The organism is Dehalobacter sp., from assembly GCA_023667845.1.
Lineage (GTDB): Bacteria > Bacillota > Desulfitobacteriia > Desulfitobacteriales > Syntrophobotulaceae > Dehalobacter.
The window spans coordinates 1-9,743 of record JAMPIU010000003.1 but is presented as its reverse complement, the minus strand read 5'-3'; the positions used below and the strand labels follow the sequence as shown (position 1 = coordinate 9,743).

General features: G+C 43.3%; 6 protein-coding genes. 2 read left to right on the top strand and 4 right to left on the bottom strand.

All coding sequences use genetic code 11. The annotated features are described in order from the left end of the window. Nucleotides 1-122: 122 nt before the first annotated feature. On the top strand, nt 123-848 hold the full coding sequence (locus NC238_00050) for a hypothetical protein (GenBank protein MCM1564345.1): 726 nt from the start codon (nt 123-125) through the stop codon (nt 846-848). A gap of 277 nt (nt 849-1,125) precedes the next feature. On the opposite strand, the gene NC238_00045 is transcribed toward NC238_00050, so the two are convergent. The 3 genes from NC238_00045 to NC238_00035 are packed head-to-tail and all read right to left on the bottom strand — an operon-like array spanning nt 1,126 to nt 8,368. Beyond that, entirely contained in the window at nt 1,126-3,252 is a 2,127-nt protein-coding gene (locus NC238_00045) for a DUF262 and DUF1524 domain-containing protein (GenBank protein ID MCM1564344.1), read from the bottom strand. A gap of 53 nt (nt 3,253-3,305) precedes the next feature. After that, nucleotides 3,306-7,625: an Eco57I restriction-modification methylase domain-containing protein gene (locus tag NC238_00040; protein MCM1564343.1), complete on the bottom strand. Its 4,320-nt coding sequence runs from the start codon at nt 7,623-7,625 to the stop codon at nt 3,306-3,308. After that, on the bottom strand, nt 7,622-8,368 hold the full coding sequence (locus NC238_00035) for an N-6 DNA methylase (protein MCM1564342.1): 747 nt from the start codon (nt 8,366-8,368) through the stop codon (nt 7,622-7,624). Before NC238_00035 ends, NC238_00040 begins: the two co-directional genes overlap by 4 nt. Nucleotides 8,369-8,931: 563 nt before the next feature. Here NC238_00035 and NC238_00030 point away from each other — a divergent pair. Continuing rightward, nucleotides 8,932-9,294, top strand: a complete 363-nt coding sequence (locus NC238_00030; protein MCM1564341.1) for a hypothetical protein — start codon at nt 8,932-8,934, stop codon at nt 9,292-9,294. A 264-nt stretch (nt 9,295-9,558) separates the two neighbouring features. Here NC238_00030 and NC238_00025 read toward each other — a convergent pair. Continuing rightward, the coding region (locus tag NC238_00025) for a hypothetical protein (GenBank protein MCM1564340.1) at nt 9,559-9,743 on the bottom strand (185 nt) is incomplete at its 5' end.

The window sequence follows — 9,743 nt, the reverse complement described above, 5'->3', positions numbered from 1 at the left end:
TCAATGGAGACCTTCGGTCAAATGCCTTTCATGGTCAGGAGACCATGAAAGAACCAGGTGTTCAGCCCTCCCCTTCGGTGTGGACGGTTATAATGATTTCCTAAGGGAATTGGAGGCACTTCATGATAGACGAGCTAAACGAAACACTGCTCCAACATTTCATATCTACTTTCTACGGATCAGGTAACTATTCAGGAGATTACTGGTTCATTGGCATGGAGGAAGGTGGTGGGAATGATCTGGATCAGGTGACAAAGAGGCTTAATGCCTGGGTCGAGCTTGGTGAGACAGAACTCGTTGATATTTACCAATTTCACGGAATAATCGGTTTCCCACAGTGTTTCAAAGACCCTGTTAAATTGCAGAGAACATGGATGCAGCAGGCGAGAATAGTGTTGGCTTCAAAGGGGCTGCCCTCCGCAACACCAGATGTCAGAGTCTACCAAAGAGATCTTATTGGTCGAAAAACCGGAGAAACCTGCCTGGTAGAGTTGCTGCCGCTTCCTTCTCCTAGTTTAAATCATTGGGGTTACAACCTCTGGTCAAGTTTACCTTTCTTGAAAGACCGCAAAACCTATCGGGATTACTGCGTTCCCTGGCGTGCCGAACACATCCGAACGAGGATCGAGGAATACAAACCCAAGGTGGTGGTGTTCATGGGTCAAGGTTATTCAGATTACTGGCACACCATTGCTGGTCAAAAATCAAGTTTCACGGATAAAGGTGGATTCTTGGCAGCCAATTCAGAAGATACAAAATACATCATCACCAAACACCCTGCCGCTTTTGGTATTACAAATGCATATTTTGAGACTATAGGCAATTTTTTTTATCAAGCGTTGCAGTAAGTAGTGCATGAACTCTGTAGAGCGAAATACGCCACCTCGCTTAGCTCCTCGCAAAGTTTCTTCTCTTGTCATCGCGAGCGCAGCGTGGTGATCCGCCCGCCAGCCCTGGAGTTCTAATCTACAGGTCCTCGGTTCTGTCATTGGAGCCCTGCGGTCAAAAGCCTTTCATGGTCAAAAGACCATGAAAGAACTAGAGTTGGCTTATCTGCTTCAAAGATAATTACCTTAACGATACTTGTTTTGTACAAAATCTATTGTCTGCGATTTATTTAACTATTTAAATCGAATTAACCATCTGTCGTTCAAATGACTGGCGGATAAGACTCATAATATATGGAAGGTCCTTGATGTCATAAAAACCCACTTCCACATCACCATTGCCCCATCTACCAAGATTTGTGATATCTTTGCAAATACGTCTTGGATCATTTATCTCGGCAAAAGGCATATTCAAAGAAAGCCTTAGTCGCTTTGCTTGAGGAACCACATCAACAAAATTTGTCTCTGCCTTATACGCAATATATAACTTCAGATATTCTTCCACGACTACAGAATCGATCGCTAAAATTTCTTTTCTGAGAACATCGAAAAGATATCTTACCTCTTCAACAAAAGAACTGTTCCCTGGTGAAAGATAAGCAAAATTTTCGATTGAGTTTGCCGACTTTTCTGTTGAATCTGGTCGATAGTTTTCAAGAACATCTTCTGCCAGCTTTGGAGAAGTCCAAACTGTTAATGCAAGATCACTTAATTGTTTTGCTCTTTCAATAATGGCTTGCTCGTCCCAGGTTTCAACGTTCCTGAGAGACTGGTTGAACCTGATTGGGCTATCACGAAAACCGTTCTCCATATCTCTTTTTTCGATAAACGGTTTGTCACTATATTCGGAATTGTATCCTGTTAGTGTCAGGTTACCGATTGTATGCAACCATGTTTCTCTGATTCTTTCCCATTCAGGACCCAACGCAGCTTTCCATTCATCGGATAAGTTGGGATTTTGAGGCATGATATGTTCTATCGTGTATTGATCTACTTCAACCTGTTCTTTGCGGTCATAGTTTTCGATTCTTTTAAACCAATAACTTCTTCGTGGGATGTTATATACATCTCTAGTTTGTAGTTCTTTTCTAAACTCAATATCGTTAGGAAATCTTCTATAAGAAGGCAGTAGTATAAATTGAGCTTTCACACTTTCCAAATAACGCATTCGATCGACAGATTTCATAAAAGTAGCGAAGGTCTTATTCAATGAGTTGGTTGGAATGGAGCAAATATTTCGACGGAAAACGTAAGCTTCAACCAGCCGCAATATTTGGACAAAATCATTTTTTGCCAGAAAGCCTGATGCATAATCATCGTAGACCTCTAATAGCATTGGATAGGCTACATCAACCCGCAACTCCTTAATATCATTGAACGCTGATTGAAGCTCTTTATCCGGTTCTTGCCTCAATGTCATGTTGCAGAAATACTTCGAGAATTTTCTTATATCCTCTACAATCATGCTCATGGTGAAATTTTTGAATTTCATCGAAGTAGCATACTCTTTGAAGCCTTCGTATACTTCATTTATTCGGGGTATTTTCCCAGTCTGTACCGTCAAATAATGACGCATGAAGCCATCAAAATCTGAATTGTAAGCTTCCTGACCAAAATCAATTTCCATCGGCCTCCAGAAATTCTCATACAAGTAGGTCTGCTGCTTAATATCAAGACCCATCAAAATGTAATTTCGAATGAGATCAGCTTGGGTTAATTCTTTCCCTGTTGAATTCATGCTCTCGAATATCAGTTGTGGATTATCTTGATCGCTGGTTAAGGCTATATCAACGACGATAAGTTTTGCGATTCCTTTGCATATTACTTCCAACCGATCCGAATACTCATCTAACCATGATTTAAACAATTCATAATTTTCGAAAATTTTAAAGGAGTAGTCTTTTGGAACTTCCTTTTCATCAACTATTGAAACCATAGTGTCTTTGTCAGTTTTTGATAAGATAAGCTTGTAATACTTCTCTCCATCTTCTTCTGGATTTCGCAGATAATAGTTTCTCAATTTTCTGGGAGAAAATCCTTCCAGAATTTCCTGTTCATCTTCTGGTAGAGCGTCTAGTTTTTCTGCCAATGCAGCAATCAATAAGGAAACTGTTGTGAGTCTCTGCTGACCATCAATAACCAATATCGGCGATTGGCTTGTAACCTGATAAATTCCTTTTTCAATATAAACAATGGAACCAATGAAATGTGCATTAATTTTTTCATCCTCACCGGCTCGCACAATATCATCCCAAAGTTGCCGACATTCTTTTTCGGACCAGGAATAAGAACGTTGATAAATTGGAATTACAAACTGGGGTGATTTTCTTATAAATTTTAATAACTTTGCTTCTGTTGCTTTCAATGTTAAAACTCCTTTTTACCCCTTCAATAAAAAAATTGATGGGAGTTCAGTCTTTATTCCATTGGTCGAATCATTGATTCAATGAAAGCGATTTCCTCATTATCTAGACCATATTTTTTGTATAGCTGTCGGTCAATTTCCGGACTGGATTTTGTCCAATCAATATCTGAACTTGATGTGAAATCTTGCAAAGGAATAAAAGTGTAAACGCTTTGGGTGGTATGTTGCGTGTTCTTTTTTAATCCAAGCAGAAAGTGAAAGAATTTTGTGTTTATGTAAGAACATACGTTTTTTGCTTCATCTTCGCTTGAGTATGGTCCGTTCATAATGTATGTTTCAGTGTTTATTGAACCAGGTTCTGAGATGATTGGTTTCAATAAATCAACACGCATATCTCCAATACCAATAGCTTCAGGAACAATAACTTTCCATCTATCGATCCAGTCGATTCCTCGTTTGACTTTATCTCGTTCAACGTAGCCTTGCGAACGGTTCCCATACACTTTAACAAACTGGTTCATCTTACTTTTGCTAGAAAAATTCTTATAGTATGTTCTAAACCCAAACGTCATTGCAGGCCGAACAATTGTCGAAAAGCTAATCTCTTGCAATTTTGCAACTTTATGAAGTATTTGTATGGCTTCGTTATGCCTTATAAAAATATCCGCCCCAGTTTCCAATAGTGGTCGTTCAGCAACAGAAACGACTTTTCCTCCAATATGTGTGAATACTTTACAGTCTCCTTTAGCCTCTCTGTCCCTGAGAAAATAACAAACTCCTCCTTTGATTTCAACACCAGTGAAACAATCAGAGGCGTCAATAAAATCATGTAAAATACGAATATGGTTATCAGCTAACATATCATTTCTAAACTGGTTTAGCCCCTTACCACCGGAGTACCACCGCGCAGGTATAATCATCGATAGATATCGGGGATTGAGATTTTTCGACTCCCGAATAAACTCATTGTAAAGTGGAGTTGCGCTTGCTTGTGCGCCCCCATCGCTCTCCTGATACGGAGGGTTGCCGATAATGACGTCAAATTTCATTTCTTTTCCATACCTTTCTGCCAATACCTGTTTGACTTTGCCGTCTTTGGCTGCTTCGGTCAGGTCGAGCTCCAGCAGGTTACTATCCTCTATCTCCGGGAAGCCGGCATAAACATAATTCTTAACCATGTTGTAGATGATATTGCTGGGGGCGCAGCCGAAAAGCTGACATTCCAGGATCCAGCGGATGCGTTCATCCTCATTTGGTATCTCTTCTTGCAAGCCTATAAAGAGGCGTTTAGCGATTTCGGTTAGATACAAACCGCTCTTGGCGTAAAGATCGATAAAGGTGGTCTCTTTGTTTTTAAATATTTGCGGATCCTGCTCCTCCAACAAATCGACCATCATCTTTACCACCCTGCGGGGGGTGAAAATCTGGTTGGTGCGCTGGGGCGGGATGTAATCGAAGATGTCTTCTTCATTCCCGCCGTGCAGGTAATCGGCTAACTTTTCTTTGATCTTGAAAAATTCTTTGACTGAGGTGTTGAAAACACTCTCGTTGAAGAGACTTGGGACGCTCTTTTGCTGCCCATCTTTGCCGATGTAGTCAAAACCGTCGCGCAGCTTGCCGAATTCGTCCAGCGTGATGCTGGTGAGCTCTATGAAGGTGGCAGGGTCGATATTTTGGTCGTAGGTTGCCAGGGTGGTATCCGAACTACCATACGCCATCAGAAAAGCCGGGATGGTGCGGGCGAAACCGCGTAAATGATCGCGCACATCATCTTCAGTGGTTTTTTTCTTGTCTTCTTCCTTTTGCTCCAAGTGCTTACCAACCACCTTTTGCGTGGCTTCGGCCGCACTCTTTTGGATCTCGGTCTGCAGAACTTCATTGATGGAGGTTACCTCTGCTTTGTAGAGCTCTTCAATTTTCTCCCGGGCAGATTGGCTGGTGTTCTGCTCGATTTTCTGTTCATATTCGACTTTTGCTTTCCGGAGCCTCTCATCGCGTTGGTAGAGATTTTCTTCAACTTTTTGCGTTAAAATCTTTTCAACCGCCTTGGTGTTGTTATCAATTGTTTTCTTTGGCAGGTTCAATTCCTGGGCAGTCCGTGTGAAACCATCTTTCAGTTTGCCGACAAGTTCTTTGGAAATCTTTTCGGCGGCGGTATCCCTGTTGGTAATATCTGCGAACTTTTCAAGCGCTGCTTCAACATCTGTCTTGTAAATTGGTTGACCGAATAAGCCGTGGGTGGTGTTGACCACAACTTCGTTGGGCACTTCAACTTCACCCTTCTCATTCAACATCGGATCGGTCACTTTGATCTCGCGTTTGTCTGCCAGGCGTTTGTTGGCTTCCGGTGAGATTTTATCGAGGATGGCTCTTAGTTCAGCGGGAGCAGAGAAAATGGCACCAATGTTGGCGAAAAGCAGGTTGGACATGAAACCGCGCTTCACTACCTCGACAGCCTTGATATGGCTTGGGATGGTCAGCACTTCTTCTGGTGAGATCTCCCGCAGGCTGCCTTCATCATCTTCGGCAATAACCGGGAAGAAGTTGATCAGCTCGCGGATGTTTACCTGGCGGTCTGACTCACTTGCTCTGACGCTTTCATCGGTCAGGTTATTGGCGAATTCATCGTAGAGCACCAGCGTGCGATCAGGTGCGAAGTCGAAAACGTAGGCGTTTTCTTTTCGGAACCACGCGCCGGTCTCTTCATCCTGAAATTCCCAGGGGTTCTGGGCGCGGAAGGATGCCTGGAAGTATTGGGCGGGTGACTTGATGTTGCTGAGCATCAAGACCGCGGTCCACTCCGGAATGGTGACACCCGTGGTCAGTTGACCGACTGAAAGCGTAATTGTGCGTGGGTGATTGGCAATCGCTTCTTTAACGCGATCGTAACTGCGTCTGTTGCGGGTTGCGTTTTCGGCTGTTTCTTCAATGTTCTCAATATCCTCATCGTCAATCAGACTGATGCCGTCACCGGCAGCCAGGACAATTTCGTAATCCTTGAAAAATGGATGGTTATTGAGCAATTTCTCCATGGCTTTGGCGGCAGCCACACGCGGAAGCAGCCAGAAAGTATGGTTGAGTTCCTGTTGATGTTCCTTTTCGGCAAAGGGGAACTTGCCGGTGTGCAGGTTGTCGAGGAAATGTATTACGTCTTCTTCATAAACAAAAGTGCGGTTATCTTTGGTGCTGAAGAATTCGTTCAGGTCGAAAGCATAGTCGAGGTTGGTATCGTCATCGAGGGTGATGCCTTTGGCAACCTCTTGTTCTATGATTTTGCTCATCTGATAGGTGAAAAGATTCAGCGTTGGCAGGCTCTCGTAGGGGTTGGTGTCTGTTCCGTTTTCTTCCCAGCTGTTTTTGGCAGCCTGCTCATCGAGATATGACCAGTTGAAAATCTGTTCGCTTTGAAATTTTTCGGTGGCGATTGCCTTGAAAGGAGTGCCGGAAAGGTGCAGGGTATAGTCGCGTTTGATCTTATCAAAGGCACGGTCGGTTTTGAGTGTGTCGATGCCTTCGTGTGCCTCATCAATCACCAACAGATCCCATTTCGTTCCCTCAACCCATTCCAGCTTGTCGTAGGGACCACCAGCGAATCTTGCACCTTTAAGGTCTTGCAGTGAAATGAAAGCGACACAACGAATAAAAATAGTTTCATTGATATGGGTACGGGCATATTTCTGAAATTCTTGCCGTGCCATCGGTTGCCTGCTTGAAAGGGCATCCGTCTCAGAGACAAACTTCATTCCTGGTTCCTGCCAGGCGATAAACTTCTCAAAATCGTCATACCAGGAGTTTGCAATAGCGGGACGGTTGGTAACGATCAGGACATTTTTAGCTCTTAGCTTGCGGACAAGATCGTATGTGCTCAGGGTTTTTCCGAAACGGGGTTTGGCGTTCCACAGAAATTCAGAGCCGTGAATGGGATCCTGAAAATACTTAAGAGTGCTTGCCACTGCCTGAGCTTGCTCAGCGCGAAGGATGTAATCCGTTTCTTTTTCGCTCACTTGAACAGCATCGTAATCGAGGCTGATGTAATCGTCGGTCATTTCTTCCGCACGGTTGACATCTCCGAAATAGTACCACTCGGAAGCCTGATTATTGAGCAGAGTACGTTTGATTCCACGCTGACGGTAGTAGGCGTGCAGGTCACGGTCGTGGAAGAGTTCGCCGTCGCTCCTTACCGCGTTCCGTGTGAAGAGCAGGCTTGGTTGAACGCCCACTGTACCGGTTTGCTGTTGGATACGGGTATTGACATCCTCGTGGTTGGTTTCGCCAACCTTGACGCTGCCTTGATGCGTGGAGAGCTGAGGAAGGTGATAGCCATAGATCTTGAGGTCAAGTCGGCGGTAAGGGGCGATGATAGTTTTATTCACGATTCAATTTCCTCCATCTCTTGCTTGTAAACCTCTGCGATAACAACGGGAAGATACCTGTACACTGGTAAGATGGGTTGTTCAACAGGATCATCAAACAAACCTAGTTGCTTTGTCTCAGGAATATAAGTGTAAACAGTTCCCTGGGGAATTTTGCGGTGGTCAAAGATATCCTGCAGAGTGTGATCAGTTCTGATAACTTTGATATGTTTGGTATTTGTTTTTAATCCGAGAGGTTCCCATTCACTAAATACAATCGGTTTCCCATCGCTTTTTTTGCGTTTCAAAAAATTCCCTTGAACAATATTGATCGCAATAATCGTCTTTGCGCTTTCTAAAACGTCGTTTTTGGGGGTCTTATTGAATTTTGCAGCAAAATCTTTATAAAAATCAAGAAAAGAAACATATAGATTCATTACACATTTCTTTACATTGTCTTCTAAAAGCTCAACCCCATATAGGCTTGAAATGGCGAGAAGAGCGTAATTTTCGAATCTTACAAGATCGTCAGGAAATTTTGTAATTAGAAGTTGAAGTCTTCGCTCCAAAATGTTGATGAGAAAGGCGCCCTCACCTACTGAAGGCTCAAGGACGCTTGTGGTAACCTGGGTTATAAAGTCGCTCAAACCAGGAAGGGTAACCATCGCATCTACTATTTCTTTTGGCGTGAATACCTCTCCGTGTTGTTGAACACGTTTTTTACTTTTGATTAAAACTTCATTTCCATTCAAGTCGACTGCCATTCATTCCTTTGCGCGATAAAAAAAGTATAGTTTCCCGATGAACCCTTGTCAACCAATATAGGATTTTAACTGTCAATTTGCAATTTTAACCTCCGTTCTTGTCGGTGTCGCGAAGCACCCCCCCCCGCTTTGTTTAGAGCAGTGCTTGGGTCGATCCGGGGCGAGGACCCCACGCCTTCGGCACGCAAGCAGTCACCCCCCGGTTTCGCCGTCCCCTCCCGCAAGCGGGCCGCAAGCAGTCTAAAGAGGGAGTTTAAGGTCACGACCCCCTCCGTGGAGGGGGAATTAAAGGGGGTGGCTTCCGATTAAAACAATCCCAGTTGCGCCGTCCTTGAAGGTTCAAATCTTTCAATGCCCATTAATCGGTCATCCGGTCTTAGCAATGTGATAATTTAGTTTTTTTACCAACCGAGAAATGACTAATATCCTTCTGGAAAGTATGATTGAACTGTATAATCCTGGCAATGTCGATTGAGGTTTTTTTCAATGTTACAATTTTACATGTCGGTAAGGTGCGAAATTTTTATAGGTTACTAGAGTTTGTATTTATCAGGAGGCTCGATATGTGGTTATTTGTTTTGCAGGTCTCATTGGCAGTTATTGCAGGTCTCAGAGGTTGGAAATGGATTCCGATATTGATACTTCTGGGAATAATTGTTTTCGGACTTCTAATAGGGGCCGGATTTGGAATTGATGCCATTTCTTTTATGGCGATATTAGATTATGCTTCTGTAGCCGTATTTTTAATTATGGCAATTGTTGGTAAAAAGAATAATCCTCGATCAGAAATGAATAAAATCGAGATCACCCAAACTGACTATCGAATAAAATGTCCGCATTGTGCTGAGCTAATTTTGCCAGATGCAAAGGTGTGCCGGTTTTGCGGTAACAACTTAAATCCTGAGATACATTCAGGATCTATTTAGTAAGACAACTGAAGATTTCAAGAAATAATATCGATAGAAAAGTAAACTAAATGTGCACACGTGGTTCGTAATCATTTCTTATTCGATTTTTCTGCCGACTAATCTTTTTTCTCTCCGATCTTGCACAGCACCCCGGCGCTGTAAGCGCTTGCGGGCATACCAACCATCTTCACGGCAGGCATTTCGTCTTAGCATCTTTTTCTACCTGTGCCCGCCACGTAGTGGACGGGTATCGCCTATGAGCTATCAGCTATCACCTATCAGCTATTCCCCCCCTTCCCGAAACAGAACATTTGTGCTATACTTAGGGGCAAAGCCTGCCCTGAAACGCTGCACCTTAACAACCAGCCAGTTCCTGCCCTGCGTAAGGGTTACAGTCATTTCGCCTTTTGGCACTATCAGAAAACAGTGTAAATAGTGTAAAAAGTGTAAACCCTTACACAGGGCAG